The organism is Mucilaginibacter panaciglaebae, assembly GCF_039539265.1.
GTDB classification, from domain to species: domain Bacteria; phylum Bacteroidota; class Bacteroidia; order Sphingobacteriales; family Sphingobacteriaceae; genus Mucilaginibacter; species Mucilaginibacter panaciglaebae.
Map to the genome: position 1 here is coordinate 1 of NZ_BAABCV010000003.1, position 17709 is coordinate 17709.

Annotated in this window: 12 protein-coding genes and 1 pseudogene; 3 read left to right on the forward strand and 10 right to left on the reverse strand. The window is 38.1% G+C overall.

What is annotated here, in order from left to right; all coding sequences use genetic code 11:
* Both ABD772_RS04245 and ABD772_RS04250 read left to right on the forward strand, forming a co-directional pair.
* Nucleotides 1–127: pseudogene (locus tag ABD772_RS04245) on the forward strand (DDE-type integrase/transposase/recombinase); the annotation flags it as partial.
* Nucleotides 128–939: 812 nt separating this feature from the next.
* On the forward strand, nt 940–2076 hold the full coding sequence (locus tag ABD772_RS04250) for a NosD domain-containing protein (RefSeq protein WP_345101199.1): 1137 nt from the start codon (nt 940–942) through the stop codon (nt 2074–2076).
* 79 nt (nt 2077–2155) lie between these two features.
* Here ABD772_RS04250 and ABD772_RS04255 read toward each other — a convergent pair whose 3' ends face one another.
* The 10 genes from ABD772_RS04255 to gmd form a co-directional block, all read right to left on the reverse strand.
* Complete coding sequence (locus ABD772_RS04255) at nt 2156–3376, reverse strand: glycosyltransferase family 4 protein (protein WP_345101200.1); 1221 nt, start codon at nt 3374–3376, stop codon at nt 2156–2158.
* A gap of 168 nt (nt 3377–3544) precedes the next feature.
* Nucleotides 3545–4438, reverse strand: coding sequence for a glycosyltransferase family 2 protein (locus ABD772_RS04260; RefSeq protein ID WP_345101201.1), 894 nt, complete (start codon nt 4436–4438; stop codon nt 3545–3547).
* A gap of 74 nt (nt 4439–4512) precedes the next feature.
* Nucleotides 4513–5820 carry a glycosyltransferase family 4 protein gene (locus ABD772_RS04265; RefSeq protein ID WP_345101202.1) on the reverse strand — a complete coding sequence of 436 codons (1308 nt, stop codon included), beginning with the start codon at nt 5818–5820 and terminating at the stop codon, nt 4513–4515.
* A gap of 55 nt (nt 5821–5875) precedes the next feature.
* On the reverse strand, nt 5876–6805 hold the full coding sequence (locus tag ABD772_RS04270; protein WP_345101203.1) for a hypothetical protein: 930 nt from the start codon (nt 6803–6805) through the stop codon (nt 5876–5878).
* 328 nt (nt 6806–7133) lie between these two features.
* Nucleotides 7134–8531: a lipopolysaccharide biosynthesis protein gene (locus ABD772_RS04275; RefSeq protein WP_345101204.1), complete on the reverse strand. Its 1398-nt coding sequence runs from the start codon at nt 8529–8531 to the stop codon at nt 7134–7136.
* Nucleotides 8532–8622: 91 nt separating this feature from the next.
* Nucleotides 8623–10956: a GumC family protein gene (locus ABD772_RS04280; protein ID WP_345101205.1), complete on the reverse strand. Its 2334-nt coding sequence runs from the start codon at nt 10954–10956 to the stop codon at nt 8623–8625.
* A 26-nt stretch (nt 10957–10982) separates the two neighbouring features.
* On the reverse strand, nt 10983–11780 hold the full coding sequence (locus ABD772_RS04285; RefSeq protein WP_345101206.1) for a polysaccharide biosynthesis/export family protein: 798 nt from the start codon (nt 11778–11780) through the stop codon (nt 10983–10985).
* A gap of 85 nt (nt 11781–11865) precedes the next feature.
* On the reverse strand, nt 11866–12303 hold the full coding sequence (locus tag ABD772_RS04290) for a GNAT family N-acetyltransferase (protein WP_345101207.1): 438 nt from the start codon (nt 12301–12303) through the stop codon (nt 11866–11868).
* 26 nt (nt 12304–12329) lie between these two features.
* Nucleotides 12330–15023, reverse strand: a complete 2694-nt coding sequence (locus ABD772_RS04295; RefSeq protein WP_345101208.1) for a non-ribosomal peptide synthetase — start codon at nt 15021–15023, stop codon at nt 12330–12332.
* 101 nt (nt 15024–15124) lie between these two features.
* Nucleotides 15125–16240, reverse strand: coding sequence for a GDP-mannose 4,6-dehydratase (gmd, locus tag ABD772_RS04300; RefSeq protein WP_345101209.1), 1116 nt, complete (start codon nt 16238–16240; stop codon nt 15125–15127).
* Between the two features lie 469 nt (nt 16241–16709).
* Here gmd and ABD772_RS04305 point away from each other — a divergent pair, with 469 nt between their 5' ends.
* On the forward strand, nt 16710–17684 hold the full coding sequence (locus ABD772_RS04305; protein ID WP_345101210.1) for a right-handed parallel beta-helix repeat-containing protein: 975 nt from the start codon (nt 16710–16712) through the stop codon (nt 17682–17684).
* Nucleotides 17685–17709 lie beyond the last annotated feature (25 nt).

Sequence of the window (17709 nt, forward strand, 5' to 3'; positions counted from 1 at the left end):
ACAAGAACAAATCGCTGCGCCATTGATACATCACTCGGACAGAGGATTGCAATACTGCTCAGCACAATATCAGCAGTTGTTGGCCAAACATCACATCACGCCGTCAATGACCGATGGATATGATTGTCCCGTCCTGAAATAGGTTAACATCCAAGTTGACTTATTATGAAGAAACACTTAAAACAAGTTATCAGGCGCAGTCAGCGCGATTACGGTCTTGCCTTTAAGTTGCAAGTAGTATAGCAAAAAAGCTCAAAGCACCCTGTCCAGGGATGAAGCACAGTATTGGTTTGGTTAGGAACATTTTTCGGGCATGCTCTATTTGATTTTGCACTAGCTGATTATCCTAATGACTCATCTTCCCGAATACTGATGCTTACGAATACCTAATACATTACCCCAACTTGCGATGGCATACATAACATGCCGCATAGCGTTTCAGGTTCCTATAAACGTTGTATTGTAAATAAATTTACAGAACCAGAAGAGTTTACTTTGCCGGCTAGATTCAGCAATATCCCACTTCATGCGCCAATAACGTACGCAGTACTCGCCCTTTATGCCTTTTTCTGACAGCTGAAATGTAGTTTTTACCTGAATGAAATATTAAAAAAGTTTGGCATAGTTAGGTAAACAAGGCGCATCCTTAAAAAAAAATCGTGCCAAACTTTTAGCGTATCGAACCCATTCAATAATTATCGTCATGATTTTTTTTATATTTTAATTAAAATTTAGAAAACTTTTCTATTTTCTTTACCGTATAAGTATAAAAACCTTTAAATAACTAAAATAACCCGAGAGAAATTTTCATCAGAAAAAATATTTTTTTAGAAAATTTATTTAACGGTACAATAAAAAAGTTTTTTAATCGTATTTAAAACCATACAAACGCTCCTAATTAGAGTACAATAATTAAACTATTAAATTAAAACTGTTAAAATGAAGTTAAAAAAGTTTCTCTCGGTAGAAAAAATAGGCATGGTATGCTCTCTGTTTTTCATTATTACTTTTGCATCGTTAATCTCATCATGCAAGAAAGACTCAGCTGCACCTGTACCTACCAGTACCCAACCGGCCACTGTAGAAAAGAGTTCTCCCGACGAGTTATCGCAAACTACAGCACCAGCTACTGTTACTACACCTGCACCATCAGCTGCCGCTACTAGTACACCTGCAACTTCAGCTGTCGCTACTACAGGGTTAACCTATAAAGAGTCTGCTCCTATTAGTTATACCGGGGTGAATAATATAACTATCAGCGGCGTTTCAATTACTGCAGGTTCAGTACCAGCTATTACTTTAAACAACTGTATAAATGTTCATATTACACTGTCGCGTTTTGTTAACGGCACCAATGTAAATGCGGTTGGCATATACTTGTATAAATGTACTAACGTAACTATAGATTATTGTTATTTCAATAAGGTAGCCAGCGGTGTCTACGCATCGACAAGTACAGGGATATATGTAACCGGCAACCAAATGTTAAACATGATGGGCCCTATGCCTCGCGGACAGTTTGTTCAGCTTAATGCTTGCTACGGTGCAGGGAATAAAATTATGGGTAACAAGTTCGAAAATATAATGGGATCAAGTAACCCGGAGGACGCTATCAATATTTTTGAAAGCAATGGCGTAGCCGAAAGCCCTATAACTGTTTCTAATAACTGGATACGCGGAGGCGGCCCAAGCAAAAGCGGTGGCGGCATAGCATTAGGCGATGGCGGCGGTAGCTACCAGGTTGCATCTGATAACATTTTAGTTAATCCGGGCCAGTATGGAATTGCTATTGCGGCAGGTAATGTAATGTCTATTTTAAACAATAAGATATACGCAGCCCAGGCTTCTTACACAAATGTGGGTACGTTTGCCTGGAACCAATATGCTTCAACCAGCGGATGTTCAATAGTAAGCATCAGTGGTAATGAAGTGAATTTTACTGCAGCAGGAGGGTATCAAAACTCTAACTGGGACGGGGGGAACTGTGGTACCATTAACGGTTGGAAAAGTAACATCTGGGCGTCTAACAATATAACGCCTGCGATACTACCCGCAACTATAATAACTATGAAATAATCAGGTTTCCTGATCCTAATATTTAAAACAAAAACAGCCGCTAATTTAGCGGCTGTTTTGTTTGTACGCGGTTTACTCATTACCTAAACAACCGTTTATCGTTCCAGTCTTCTTTTGTATCCCAACCTGCAGTGTTATATCTGCCATACCATAAATGAATCATTAACCTGGCAAGTACACCGGGCCTGTTGTTCGGCCGTTGCGCAAGCCAATTTAACGCACCTTCCAGTTCCTGCCCCATATTTTTAAAATCCATCCTACTTATTATTTTAAAAGAGTTGTCGGACATTTCTTTTTTGGCAGGCTCCGGCAATTCGATAAAACTGAGGAGCTTTTGTTGCATTTCTATAATATTCGACGGATCGAAGCTAAATCCGTTAACCCCTTCTTTTAATAAGGTATTAGCGGCATTAACTTTATGGCTTAACAGTAAGGGCAGACCCGCGGCCATAGCTTCGTTTACCACCAAACCCCAGCTTTCAGCAAAGCTCGGTAAAACGAGCGCATCCGCCTCATGCAAGTGCTCAAGCACTTTTTCATTCTCCATCGCGCCCAAAAAGTAAGCTCTGTTAATTTGAAGCGACTTCTTAAGTTCTTTTAATTCATTAACCAACGGGCCGTCACCAATTATAATTAACTTATAGTTGTTGTTGTATTCTTCTATAGCGCGCCAGGCTTTTATTAAATTTTCAATGTTTTTTACCGGAACCAGCCGGGCTACACAAATAATAGTTTGTTTATCAAATTTCCTTTCGCCTTTAAATTTAAAATGATCATTGTCAATACAATCGTATCCATAAAAAAAATGAATCTTATTGTTATTTAATAGCGACGCATAACCTTCTTCATAGTCAGTTGACGGTAGCCACAAAGCATCAATCTGCCTAATTATCAAATTCTTAATTGTTTGTACTAAGATATTCCGCTTCACATTCGAAGCCTTTGCATCATCAAACATTATGAATTTTTTTTTATTGTTTTTCGCCCATCGCAATGACAATGCTCCAGCATAAAAAACAATCGACCCGGCAATTACAACATCCGGATCCAGTTCATCCAATTTAGAAAATATCCGGTCCTTGATTTGGTATTTGGTGAGCTGCTCATTGCTTTTATCCGGGAAAAGGCAATCCCACCAGGTTTCGCTTTTACTGTACAGGTCAAAATCATAAGGAGACCCTTTACCAAAAAGTTCAATGGCATAAAGATCGATACCTTTAGTGTTTAAAAAATTTCTTAAATAGATCAGCCTTCGCTTCCAATACACACGCAGATCATTATGAATAATTACAATTTTCATTTAGTTGATAGTGGTATACATTTTTTGGAAAAGAATATTCACTTAGTATTTAATTGTCGGGTTGAGGCGTTATAATATGGAGCGCAATAAAAACTATGCTATGGAAAACCAGCGTAAAGTTATCCGGCGTAGCCGATACTTAAACATATTGAAGGATAAGCAAATTACTTAAGTACCTTTTATATTAAGCATTTGTTTCTCGGTGTAAAGTTTATCCTTTTTGTATTTATCGTACAAAACCGGGAATAAAGTTTTTACCCAAAGTTTAACAAATATCACTGGCAGCGATAAAGGGAAATGTTTCCATGTATATCGTAAAAACTGTTTATATCCTAAACCTTTTGGGCTATACAAGTATTCCACTCGTTTTTTTAAAGGCGTCCCGTGAGGCAACCAGGTCATCATATGGTCATTGTCGCAATTACCATAATATCCTGGTGCCACCCATGCTTTAACCCCATTTTTTACACCGGTTAAGGTATAGTCATAGTCAGCTATACCATGGGTGTAATGTTCAGACAAAATACCGATTTTTTTTACCGTGGCTTTATCAACCAGCATAATATTGGCGTTGCCAATTTCACATGCTAATAATTTTTCGTTATCTGGTCTTAAAAAAACAGCGTTTCCGGTTATTTTATTGGTTAATTTCCAGCCTCCGTAGGTTATGTATTGCGCAGAACTATCTAAAACAGTCCCCATTATTATATTCCCGTCGTGATTTGATAGAGCATGTGCCGATACCAGGTTTTTAATGGCACCTTCTTTTAATACAACATCGTCATTAAGTAATAGGTAAAAATCGTACTCGTCTTTTTCCATCACCCTTTTCCATAAGGTACGCATCCCGCCGGCCCAAAACAAGGATCCTGACCCATTTTCCACCTTAACAGTCGGGAAATGGGACTGAACATAAGCGGCAGTGCCATCAGGTGAATTATCATCCAGCAGGTATATATCCATTGTATAACCATCGGGCATATCTTGGTTAACAATACTTTTTAAAAACCTGCTCGTTGTTTTTATTCTGTTATATGAGCAGCTTAACGCGGCGATTTTCATAGGTTTTGTATCTTATATTTTCAGTACACCAATTAGTGATAAAAGTTTGTGATTTATAAAATTTCACTTAACTGCTAATTCGCAGTTAAGAGTTCGTTCGTTTCCGGCATGTTAGCATTTACTGCTACCAGTGGCGACGGCTCATGTTTGGTTTGTAAAATTGCTTCATAAATAGACAGCAGATCATTAGTTATCTTAAGCTGGTCGTGCCTTAACAGGGCACGCTCACGTGCTTTTGCACCATATTCAATTGCCTTTTTGTAATTATCCTTTAACTCCATAATAGCTCCGGCCATAGCATACGGATCGCCGTCTTGTATTAAAATGCCTTCTTTATTGTCCTCCATCAAGCTGCTTGTGCCGCCAGCATTGGTAGCGATACAGGGTACGCCTAAAATCAACGCTTCGCACAGGCTGTTAGGGCTGTTTTCAATATGTGAAGTTGCTATGTAAATATGTGATTGCAACAGGCCCTCAATTAACGCTGTTTCATTAATCATCCCTAAAAACTTGATATTAGGCGATATCTGGTGCTTATTGCCTTTTGAAGCTATACTAACAACTTCATCATTTCGCCCAATGCCAGCTAAGTGCCAATCATATTCAATATTGATATTATCAAGTAAGCGTGCACAATCTATCAATGTTTCAAGCCCCTTATATATATTCCCCCAAATAGTGGTAAATAATTGAAGTTTGCCGGCAGGTTTAAAAGACCATTTATTGGTATAAAAGCCACTTCGTAAAATTTCATCGTTGTGATAATACCCGGCATCAGGAGCTAAAATCTTCGTCACCCTTCTGTCCCAGGCAGTACGGCCAATAAAATGCTTAGAATGTTTATAGATATCTTGTTCCCTTGAAGCAATCTTTGCAAATTGCTTGTAAACATGTATAAACGTCCTGGCGAAAAGTAAACTTTTTAAATCTGAGTGCTTTAGCACATCAAACCAGGATATTTTTGAAAAAAATTTATACCGGTAAACCGTTATAGTCCCCTGTATGGAAACTACCGTGGGGATGTCAGTATACTTTTGTATCAGGCCAAAAGGGCTTTCCGTCCCGTGGATATGGATAAGGTCGGGTTTAGCCTCTTTGACCACCTGCAAAAACAATTGTATGTCACGCGGGCTTTCAATCGTATTTAGCAGACGCCTTTTTATCTTGGTTAGTTTACCATTTTTATACCGTTTAATAGGATAATAAGTTGTAGCCCCTAATTTAAACGGCGCTATATCTTTATCATGGTAAAAGGCAATAGAAAGGTCTATCTTATCCTGAATATTTTTTTCCAGCGATTTGATCCAGCCGATGCCTTCGTAATTATTATTTAAATAAGCATCGCTTAAGCCGGGAGATAAAGAAAACCACAATACTTTCATAATAATTTAAATCTTAAGTTAAGGGGTAATTACTGTCCGCATTATATATATCCAACTAATCAACTAAAGCCAAACGGTTGTTTGTTAATCTGTTTTCGTCAAACAAGCTATCTTCCTCTGTAATATTTGGTATGGTATAATGATAAAAAAACAAAAAACAAAGAATAATGGAGGTTACAAAAATGCACTCACCAAAACCGCAAATAAGTATTACCAGTAGCCCATAAATGCTAAGCTCGATACTGCGCGTATGCTGTTTGAAAAACACATAACATTTGTGCAATAAAAAAGTTAACCCTACTGCGCCAAACTGTGCCATTACCACAAATATGCCGTTAGAAAGGTTTAAGCTTTTAAGAATAGGAAGAACGCGATTATAGATATTAGAAACGCCCCAAATAAGGTTATAACCAAACAAACGGATAAGATATAAACCGCTTGCAAACCTATTTAAAGGCATGGTTTCGTCATGTTGAACATACCAGTCGCTAAGCGTTTGGATGTTTTTCATGTCATCCATATCCTTGTTATAAATCACAACAATCTTATCCAACATAAAAGGTACTGTTGCGGCCAGAACGCAAAGTATTGGCGCAACAAAAAGCAACACGGTCATAAGTTTTGCACCTCTTCCTCTAAAGTATAGCAATATAATAAAGGCAAACGCGACGTAAGTGGTTGTAGATAGCGTGGTAACTATTGCAAGCATTATCCATTTTGCGCGTTTATCAAAATTGAAATTGTTGGTTACCAGGTGTAACAGCAAACCTAAATTCAGAAAGAAACCAAAAGCGCCCGGCTCCCATGAGAAACCTGCATTGCGGATATGATGTTGCTTTATATAGGTGAAAACTAAAAAGTTAACATATCCGTTAAAATGTGCATGAGGTAAGTTTAAAAATTTTCCAAAGGCGTACAATTGGTCGCCGGCTATCAGTTGTAAGCAGTATAGCGGCAAAGAAAGAATTGCAAGCTGAAAGATCACTTTAATTAAGTAGGGAATAGCCTTATCCTTTAAAATTGCGCAAAAAAGGAAACTTGTGAATATGTATTTAAAAAGGAATATGATGTCATTAACATAAAAACTGAATGGCAGGTGAACAAGGAAAATTGACCGGAAAGTGCAAAAAGCAATATATATTAATGAGAACTTTCCAAACAACGTAAAATCACTTTTAGTAAGCCTTGCTTTTTCGAAGCCTACCCATAGAAAGATAATATCAATTGCAACCCAGCATATATTGGTAAGGTCAATAAACGATGCCTTGGCAGATAGAATTACAAAAAGCAAAGTGACGAAATAATACATATGCTTATTTTGTATTAAAAACTAATTCAGAATTAACTAATTCTTCCTCCGGCGCTTTTTCCTCAAGTTTCAAAACAGAATTTATTTCTTTTCGCCACACAAAAACTTGTATAAGTGCCCATAACGCGCTGGCATATACCAATGAGTTTAGCCCCCAATGGAAATGCCGGATAAAGAACAATACCACAGGTATGTGTAAAATTGCCGTAATTAGCGAAACAATAGCCTGTACTTTTACTTTCCCCATGCCATTTAATACCATTGAAAATACCGAGGTAAACAAGGTGATGCTGAAATAGATAACCAGTATTACACTTAATGTAAACGGCACGTGTATTTTGTCGCCAACCCATAATTTAAACACAGGTACTACCAATAAAAGCTGCACCAAAGTAACTGCCAAAAGCAGGCAGGCAATCTTAACTAATTTCCTGATACTGGCTCTTATCCAGGTAAAATCATTTAAAGCGAAAGCATTGGTAAACGCACTCCAGTAGGTGGCCAGGATAATGCTAAGGATAAGGCCTGTAGTTGAAAAATATTTAAATAACAGGTTGAATAAGGTAACATCAGACCCTCCAAACTCACGTGTTATGATCAGCTCTGTTGTTGAGTATAAGAATACACCGGCTATCTGTACAATAAAAAATGCGAAGCTTAAGCCAAATAATGATTTGCTTTTGGCAAGATTTACCTGTTTTAATGATGGTTTGATCCTGGAATATTGGGTTTGAAATAATACAAGGGTATAAACTATAAGTACAAATACCGGTAATATAGTTTGCGCTATAGCCAATGCGAACATGGAACCTCTTACATATTTACTAAAGCATATAATAGGGATGAGGGGAATAAAATTGCAAAGCAACTGAATAAGGTTGGCTTTATAGATCTTTTGATCGCCCTGCAGAATAGAAGAAATTGGTTTCAGAAAGAACTGCATTAGCAGCCCGATAAAAACCGTGGCTACAGTAAGTAACAGTTCCCTTTCGTTAAGCTTGGTATTGAATATGGAATTCCAATTTGCAAATTTTAAAAAAACAGCAAATAGCAGCAAAATTGGAACTACGATGATAAATAAAATTGCATAAGTAGATGATACCGCAATTTTTGCTTCCTCGTAATTTTTTACAGCCAAATATTCAGCTATTTTATTTCGCAGCCCGTTAGCCAAACCAATATCCAGTATACTGATCCAGCTTACAGTTGAAGAAATTGCCAGCCAAACACCATACTTGTTGGTATCAAGCAATTTAAGCGAAAACGAAATTGTAAGGAACGAAACAACAATACTTACCGCCCTTAAAATAAAAGAAACAGCAATATTGAAATTTACTTTTGTCGTTCTTTCTTTATTTCCCTCAGATAACGAATTAATATATCCTTTTAACAATTTTATCACCGTGTGTAATTTTAGTATCGCTATGCCTTGGTACAAACGTTTGCTGCCCCTGTTTGTCCAGGAGAATCGTCATTAAACCAATAAACTTGAGTTATTTTTTATAGTAATTTTCATATCGTGACCCCTCGCTATCCCGTCTGCCTGTCAAGCCGTTAAATATGATGTTCATGCCCGGAAGTAACCCCTCTGCGTTCAGTTTCTGAATAAATGGCAATAAGGTTCTGGATGTTTCATCATAACGCACTACGTACAGGGTATTATCGCAATACCTGGCAAGCGACAGCGCATCGCTTATGGCATGTACCGGCGGAGTATCAAACAATACATAGTCATATTCTGTTTTTAGCTTTTCTACCAGAATTTGAAATGGTTCCTGATCCAGTAGCTCAGAAAAATCATCAATAAATTCTCCGCTTGAAATGATAGAAAGGTTAGGATATTGCTCGTTTTTTCGTATGATATTTTGTATAGTGGTTTTCCCTTTTAGGTAATTGGTTAAACCTGGCGCTGCATTTAAACCAAATGTTTTACTAATATTTGGTTTATAAATATCCATTTCCAGTAAAATGGTTTTTTTAGAAGCATTGGCCAAAAAGATAGCAAGGTTACTGCTAATAAAGCTTTTTCCTTCGTTTGCTACACTTGAAGTTATTAAGGTTGCTGCGCCCTTTACATTCTCAGAATTAAGTAAGGTAAGCCGCGAGCGCAGGTGCCTGAATTGTTCTATCAATATAAAACCGTCTTTATTGTTTTTATCGTTAAAAGCAGTTGGAGAATTTAAGCTTATATAGCTAAATTCTGATAGCACAGGCACACCGGTTTGGCGCTCAATTTCTTTACGACTGGTAACTGCGTTCTTCACCACATCTTTTCCATAAATACAAGCTGCAGGAAAAATTAAGGCAAACAGAAAGGCAGCACCAAACGGTATGTATTTTTTTGAAGTTTTTAACGGAAGTATATGTGCTGCATCTACTAAACGGACATTTGCTGATGATGAAGCATAAGTTAAAGCTATTTGTTCGCGCTGTTGTAACAGGTAGGTATATAAAGTTTCTTTATTTGATTGCTGGCGCCCCAAGCCAGCTAATTGATGCTCCTGCACAGGTACATTTTTTATTGATGACTGAACATTTGATTTAAAGCCCTGTAAAGAATGCTGGGTAGTAAGCAAAGATGATTTGATGCTTTTTATATTGTCTTTAATAGCGGTTTTAAGTGCTGCAATTTGACTGTTCAACGGATCGAACGCCGGGTTTTTTTCAGGCAGGGTAGCAAGTAGCCGATTTTTTTCCAGCTGTACATCTGATAGTTTTTGCACCAGCTCAACCAGATGTTGATCTGTAATGCCTAAGGTAGAAGGGACAGTGGCATTACCATTTGACAGTTGGCTTAAATAATCATCCAGTTTACTGATGATGTTTAACTGGATATTGATATCATTCAGTTTTTCGCCATTAGTTTGTATCTGCTGTAAATACATCTGGGATTGCGCGTTAACATCGGTCAACGCGTTTTGGCTACGGTAACCCTCAATTCTATTCTCCGCATGGTTTAATTGACCCGAAAGAGAATCAAGCCTGTCATCAATGAATTGAAGTGTGCTTTTCGCAATCCTGTTTTTTTCAGCAACTTCATTCTGCTTATAAAAATAGATAAGGTAGTTGATAAAGTCCTGGCCTCTTTTAATATTTTTATCAGCAATAGAAACATTAATTACGCTGGCAGGCTTTTGTTCGGCTTCTACTTTTAATGAATTTTGATAGTTTAAAACCGTAAGTTCCGGATCATTTACCTTAATTTCGACAACACTGCCAATGTAGTTCTTTAAATTATCGTTTGCTGTAATTGTCCATGAACCTATTTCATCGGTTATAGTTTCGCCAAAACGATGTTTGCCGGAATTGCTATCATCACCCGTAAGCATGTAGGTGTTTTCATCAATAAGCTGAAACTGCAGTTTTTGAGGCGTAATAGGCTTGGTATGATTTAGCAGATTTATTTTAATTGGGCTCTCACCATACAGGTCCGAGTTTTTGACGGTACCGCCCTTTAATTTATAATTGGCCCACAACTGGAAATTATCAACTACCTGCTTAATAAGCTGGTTGGATTTTAATATCTCCATTTCGTTTTCTACTACGCGAGGAGCGTTCACCTGGTCTAATTGCTGAAAATCCACCAAAGAGGTTTTTTCAGCCTGAGGTTTATCGCTGATGTCCTGGATTTCGAGTGTAGCCACTATATCATATGTCGGCAGCACATATTTTTTATAAATAAATACGCCTATTAAGGCAATCAGAAACGAGATAAGGAATAGTTGCCAATAGTCGGCATATTTCATCAGCAACATCCTTAAATTAATAGCCTCCTCGTTGCTGGTATTTTGATACGGCTTGTTATAAACAGTTGATTGATTAATCATGATATTATTACACTATAAGTTAAACGTTAACGATAATATACAAACAAGGCTGAAAGGACAACCGCAGCAATTGAAAGTGCAGAGAGCGTTATTGTAGTGTGTTTATAGCTACGGCTAACAGTATCGTATTTAGTTTTATCCGGGTCTACATATATTACATCGTTATTGTGTAAATAATAATAAGGCGAATAAAACAGGTCTTTTTTAGTTAAATCGATATTATAATACATGCGCTTGCCATCTTCTTCGCGCACCAGCAAAATATTTTTCCTGTTAGCGGTAATATTTAAATCTCCAGCCAGACTTATTGCTTCGTTAATATTTACGCGCTCGTTTTGAATATGATATACATTGGGCCTCAATACATCGCCAAAAACCGATACTTTGAAGTTTAAGACACGGATATTAACTATCGGGCTTTTAAGATAAGGCACCAGGTTGCCGGTTAATTGCTTTGCCACCTCATCGGTGGTCATTCCGGTTACTTTCATTTCACCCACCAGCGGCAATTGCACATTCCCATTAGCGTCTACCTTAAAACCATAAACGGGATTAATAGCATCCGGGCTTGACCCGTTAATACGGTTAGTACTGGTGTTAAATACTGAGGCAGCCTCTTGATTAATGCTATTTACGTTTATGCCTAAAATATCGCCGGGCTGTATTTTAAACGGAGTATAATTATCAATTTTTTCTTCGTGAAAGCCGGAATGATCAATGTTTTGAAAGTATGATACATTCTTGTATTCGCTATCTTTAAACACACCGCAGGAAGATAGAATTAAAGAGAGTGCAAAAAGTGTAATTTGAGTAATGTTTTTCATGGTGATAGTGTAATTATATGGTAAGGATAACCAGTTTAACAACGAATAGTTTACAACGATGCGCTATATAATTTTATAAAGTATTTCATATTATTTGCTTAAACATAAAGACATATTGTTCTGTGGTGGTATAACCAATTTTGTTATAAAAGCCGTATGCAGGCATATAACGGTTTGTCATTAACACGATAGAACCTATGTTATTTTCTGATGCGTACTGATCGCAATAGGAGAGGAGTTTTTTACCATAACCCATGCCCTGCTTTTCGCCCGAGATAAAAAACTCGTCAATCATCAATTGTTCGCTGGTCCACCATGTTTTAATATGCCCAAAAGTGGCGCCTACAATTTTGTCCTCGTCATATAAAACAAAACCAACAAATCGCCCGCTTTCAACATATTCAGAAAGATATTTTTTTGCTTTCTCATAGGTCCAATTATAGTTCCAGGGCGGGCCATTATAGGCTTTTAAAAAAGCATACACGCAATCTTCCAGATTTTCTGTTGTAATAGTTAGTATCATTATTTTAATATTTTAAACCAGTATCTTTAAAGAGAAACCTTGATCTGTTCCATAGCATCGGCATTAGCAGAAATGGTATGCAATATTTCTTTAGCTTCCGGATTTTTCTCCTCTTTATCCAAACTGGCACTCAATATAGATGCAAACACCTCTACATGTGGCGGCCTGATCATTGTTAAATGATCGCCGGGCACATCATACAATTCCACACCGCCAAGAGCATATTTCTTCCATCCTAAAAATTCAGTATCATAAACATAATGAACACATATGTTTGCTTTAAACAAATAAACCTTACCGTTAAAAGGTTCCATTTTGTAATTTCTAAAAGCATATAAATGCTTGTCTTTTATCTTTTTAATAAGCTGATAGAAATTCTTTGTTTCCCTTTTTAAGAAATACTTGGATAAAAACGCCGGCAACGGATTTTTGTCCTGATTTCTGAAATTGGCGATTGGATGAAGTATAGATGATTTTAAAAACGATAATAGGATGGGCACATTTCTTTTAACCTTTTTTGGCAAAATATAATACCAGTCTTTGTATTCCGATTTTTCGGCGTCAGTATCAAACATAATCAGTTTTTCTACCTCTTTGCCCATAGCGGCCATTTGCTTCCGGATCTCTAATGCTACATAGCCTCCAAATGAATAGCCTGCTAAAAGATAAGGGCCGGTAGGATTGTGCCGTATTATTTCGCTGAGATAAAATTTTGCAATCTCGGGCAAACTATCTAAGGGTTCATCAACCCCATTTAACCCCACTGCCTGTAGCCCGTATATTGGTCGGTCTTTATCCATTGCCGCCGCCAGGCTACTAAAATTCAGCACATTCAGCCCTTCGCCATGAATAATATATAATGGTGCTTTATTACCGGTGGGTTTAATGGGCACCAGGCATGTATAGGTCGTTTCTTTTTTATCATTGTCAATAAAGTTGGCCAGCGACTGAATATTTGGGTACTTAAAAAGAATCGCCAGCTGAAAACTCTTGCCAAGCTTTTTCTCCAGTTTTGATAAAATTTGAACTGCCATAAGCGAATGTCCGCCAAGGGCAAAAAAATTGTCATCAATACTTATATCAGTTAAACCCATGCATTCCTGCCATACGCTTGCCACTATCTTTTCGGTAGCAGTATTGGGCTGTAAATGCTGCTTTTTTTGCAACAAGGCATCTGAAAAATCGGGCAAAGCATTTCTGTCTATTTTACCGTTTGAATTAAGCGGCATTTTATCCAGTTCAATCCAGGTAGCCGGAACCATATAGTCAGGCAGTTTGGTTTTCAGGTAAGCCATCATGGCTTCTTTTTCAAGTGTTGCTTTTGGCACCACATACCCAATCAGCCTTTTATTGCCATCAGGCCCTTTTTTTGCCAAAACCACGCAGCTTCTAACTAATTCGCTTTTATTTAAAACGCTTTCAATTTCTCCCAGTTCAACTCTAAAACCATTAATTTTTACCTGACTATCCTTTCGGCCCAAAAACTCCATGTTAAAATCGGGCATCATCCTGCCCGTATCGCCGGTGCGGTACATCATTCCGCCTAACTCGGTATTAAACGGATCGGGCATAAAGGCGGCATTAGTTTTTTCGGCATCATTAGCATAACCGCGCGCTACACCTACACCGCCTATATACAAATCTCCTGCTTCGCCTACCGGTACGGGTTGCAGTTGCTCGTCCAAAATGTAAAAAAAGTTGTTATAAATGGGCCTCCCATAGGGGATACTTCGCCACTCCGGTTTCACATGGTCAACTATATAATAGTTTGACCAAACGGTGCCTTCGGTGGCGCCGCCCAGGCTAACAAACTGCGCTTGAGGAAAAAATTTTTTAGTACGGGCCTGCAAGTCAACCGGTATCCAGTCTCCGCTCAAAAAAATTGTTTTTAACCCGTCATACTTATACTCCGGGCGTTCTTGCTCTAAATTCAGCACAAGATAGTCTAAGGTAGTGGGTACAGAATCCCAGAAGGTAACCTGGTGATCAAGCAACATGTTTTGCAATAACCGCACATCCCTTATCTGTTTATTCTCGGCAATGATGATAGTACCACCCGCAGCCAGCATGCCAAAAATATCGTAAACCGATAGGTCAAAACACATAGAGGTGACAAACAATAACCGGTCTGCAGGCCCTACGTTAAACTTGTTATTAACCCATAGTATCAAATTCACCACACTATGATGTTCAATCATTACTCCTTTAGGTTTACCGGTCGACCCTGAGGTATAAATTGTATAAGCTAATTGAGTTGATGAAATATTTAATAAAGGGTTACTGTCGTTTAACTCAACAGGGTTTGAGAAATTGATTTTAAGGAACTGCTCATTACCTATACTGGCTTTCAGTTGGTTGTCGTTATTGGAGATGACCAGTTTTAACTTTGATTGATTAAAAATGTAAAGCTGCCTGTCTACCGGGTACTCCGGGTCAATAGGTACATAGGCGCCGCCGGCTTTCATAATAGCCAGCATCCCAATTATCATGTCAAAATCGCGGGTAACCAGCAATCCGACATTATCTTCTGGCAACACGCCTTTGGCTACCAGCAAATTGGCTAAACGGTTGGCCAGTTTGTTTAAATCGTTATACGTTATTTTATCAGGGCCTTTTTCTATAGCAATAGCTGATGGGTTTTTTGCTACCTGTTCTTCAAAAAGTCCAAAAATTGTTTTTTCTTTAGGATACGGAACGATGGTATTATTAAAATCATTCATAGTTTAATTAATAACATAATAGATCGGCTGGGTATTTTATTTTAGCAATAGTCGTGGCGGGAGATTTTACCGTCGATTTGTTTATAAAAAAAACGTTTAGTTTACTCGTATTGATTTTTGATTGCATAACCAGAATCTTTAAGTATTTTCTCTTTCATAAATAACTCCACATCTGCATTTACCATTTCCTCAACCAAGCCTTTTAGATCGTATTTAGGGCTCCAGTTCAACTTCTGCTGGCATTTCGTAGGGTCGCCAATTAAAAGATCAACTTCAGTAGGCCTGAAATATTTAGCATCAACAGATACAACCACCTGACCTGTTTCCAGTATATAGTCAGGATTGGTGCAACTACTTACATAACCAACCTCATCTACACCGGTACCTTTAAATTCAACTGTAATACCCAAAACCGCAAACGCAAGCCTGATAAACTCACGCACTGTGGTAGTGACGCCGGTAGCTATAACAAAGTCTTCGGGTTTTTCCTGTTGTAATATTAGCCACATTGCTTCTACATAATCCTTAGCATGCCCCCAATCGCGTTGTGCATCCAAATTCCCCAGGTAAAGCCTGCTCTGTAACCCCATAGCAATTTTTGCAGCGCCGCGGGTAATTTTTCGGGTAACAAATGTTTCGCCACGCAGCGGACTTTCATGATTAAACAAGATGCCATTGCATGCAAATAAATCGTATGATTCTCTGTAATTTACAGTAATCCAATAAGCGTACATTTTAGCTACTGCATAAGGCGAGCGCGGATAAAAAGGCGTTGTTTCACATTGTGGAACAGCTTGTACCATGCCGTACAATTCGGATGTAGACGCCTGGTAAATTTTAGTTTTTTTACCCAGGTTTAAAATCCTTACAGCCTCCAATATTCTTAGTGTTCCTATACCATCCACATTTGCGGTATACTCCGGCGTATCGAAACTCACCTTTACGTGCGACATGGCGCCCAGGTTATAAATCTCGTCAGGCTGTGTTTGCTGGATGATCCTGATCAGGTTAGTTGAATCGGATAGATCTCCAAAATGTAATACAAAATTACGGTCAGCTTCGTGCGGGTCCTGATATAAGTGGTCTATACGGTCTGTGTTAAACAAAGAACTTCTTCTTTTAACACCATGAACGATATATCCTTTGTTTAATAAAAACTCGGCTAAATATGATCCGTCCTGGCCGGTTATACCCGTAATTAAGGCAACTTTTTTCATAGGCGTAGTGTATTGATAGTAAATATTTCTATAGTTAATAAATAAATAGATTCTCGTATTTTACTATACAATAATTTAATATTTAAGTAATTGTTTTAAAATTTTTCTTATTTTTTTTAAAACAATGGTTAATAAAATAAGAATACATTACAAAACAATCATACTTTTTAATCGCAACGAGTGTGTAAGCGTTTTTTCAAACAGTTAAGCCTCTGTTTGGTGAATAATTAACCTGTGGTTATTTAAAGATGATGTCTGGTGAAACAATACCGTAATTCATTTTTTATTAAAGCTAAACATCTGTTGAAAAACACTTCACGGACAACATATAAACACCTTGTTAATTGTAAAATCTATCATGCTGCACGACAAAAGTTGCCGTCCACGGCGGAAACCCGATCATATTAAAATAAAAAACAACGGGATTAACCGGTCAGTAATTTTATTATTCACTCTCATAATTGTAGCCGTGTTAACATCATTTATCGATGACAGGGGTATTAATATCGCTGAGCGTGCGGCCGGAGTATTGTCGACGCCTTATCACAAAGAAACAGCAACAAAGCATCGTGTTTCAAGAACAATCTCGTTGTCTGATATGCATAATAAAACTATCAGCGGACTGGTGATAACCGGAGATGACGTTCCGCCTATAACTTTAAAAAACTGCAGCAATATCCGCATCACCGGTAACAGGCTTTTTAACTCGACAGCCGTTGGAATTTACCTTTATCGGTGTAAAAACGTGACTATTGATCATAACTACATCAGCAATGTAAGCACAGGGGTATATGTGCAACAAACTAATGGGGGCGGTATAGTTGTAACCGACAATCAATTTTTAAATATGAGAGGGCCGTTGCCACGGGGGCAATTTGTTCAGTTTAATAATGTAAATGGCCCACGGTGTTTAATAGCTAATAATACATGCGAAAATATAATTGGGCAAAGTTATGCCGAAGATGCGATAAGCTTATATAGTAGCAATGGTACGGCTGCAAGTCCGATTACAGTTAAAAATAACCGGATACGTGGTGGTGGCCCAAGCAGAACAGGCGGAGGCATTGCATTGGGGGACGCAGGAGGCAGCCATCAACTAGTCGAAAACAATTTGCTGGTTAATCCCGGGCAATACGGTATCGGCGTGGCCGGGGGCACCGATATGCGAATTTTAAATAATAAGATATACGCAAAAAGGAACACGTTTACAAACGTAGGGATATCTGTATGGAACCAATATACCAATATAAGCTCATGCGCTATAATTGAGGTTCGTGGTAACGAGGTTAACTGGACCAATGCAAAGGGTATTTTAAACCCTGCGTGGAATAGCGGCAATTGCGGTACAGTAGCAGGTTGGGACGATAATGAATGGAACTCAAGAATTGATTTTTCTATCTTACCTCGTGTGTTAATAAAAGCGAAGGCGGAAAGTACACGGTAAATATCCGATTCTGATACTTCCTTCA